Genomic DNA, 660 nt, shown 5'->3' with positions numbered 1-660 from the left:
CGTGAACACAGCATGGAACCCCAGTTTCCCGGCCTACCTCCCCCACCGCAACGACACAACCTATCCGGAGGTTTTCAAATGAGGCAACGAATCACTGTTCCCGGAGGTATTGCAATGAGGCAACAGGGAGAGGAACGACTGTCACATTCCCGTTCATTGTTCTGATGTCGATGAGCCTGGCCTCTATCGTGGGCGCCACCGGATCGGGGCAGGCGGGACGAAGCTGGGTCGGAGCATCTGCCGTTCGGCTACCCTGCAGAGCCAGACCGCATCGGAGTCGGTCTAGGGACGGCCGGGCAGATGCTTCACGTCGCGGGCGTTGACCAGCCATGGCTCTACAGGGGTATCACCTCGGCAGTATCGCGTCAGAATGCGCCGTTGCCCATGCTGACGGATGCCCACACTCCGGCGTCGCCGAATCCGACGATGTCGGCCCTGCCGTCTCCGGTGATGTCGGCCAGGATGCGCGGGTGTTTCTCCACGCGCCAGCCGCCGGCAACGTAGGCGAAGTTCGGCACCGCGAACCGCGGCGACTGGAAGGTGCCGTTGCCGTTGTTGAGGGAGACCCAGACGCCGGCGTCGCCGAATCCGACGATGTCGGCCCTGCCGTCTCCGGTGATGTCGGCCAGGAAGCGCGGGTGTTTCTCCACGCGCCAGCCG

The 660-nt window shown here is 64.1% G+C and carries 1 protein-coding gene and 1 pseudogene; both read right to left on the bottom strand.

The features are described 5' to 3' along the window. Positions 1-198 precede the first annotated feature (198 nt). Positions 199-339: pseudogene (locus MU551_RS23730) on the bottom strand (IS110 family transposase); the annotation flags it as partial. A 26-nt stretch (positions 340-365) separates the two neighbouring features. Beyond that, positions 366-660, bottom strand: a 295-nt coding sequence (locus MU551_RS23210; protein WP_247048931.1) for an FG-GAP repeat domain-containing protein, incomplete at its 5' end; no start/stop codon positions are given.

Origin of the sequence: Arthrobacter rhizosphaerae, assembly GCF_023062595.1 — a bacterium.
GTDB lineage: Bacteria > Actinomycetota > Actinomycetes > Actinomycetales > Micrococcaceae > Arthrobacter > Arthrobacter rhizosphaerae.
Note: the sequence above shows the minus strand (reverse complement) of the source record. Positions and strands in the feature narration are given on the sequence as shown.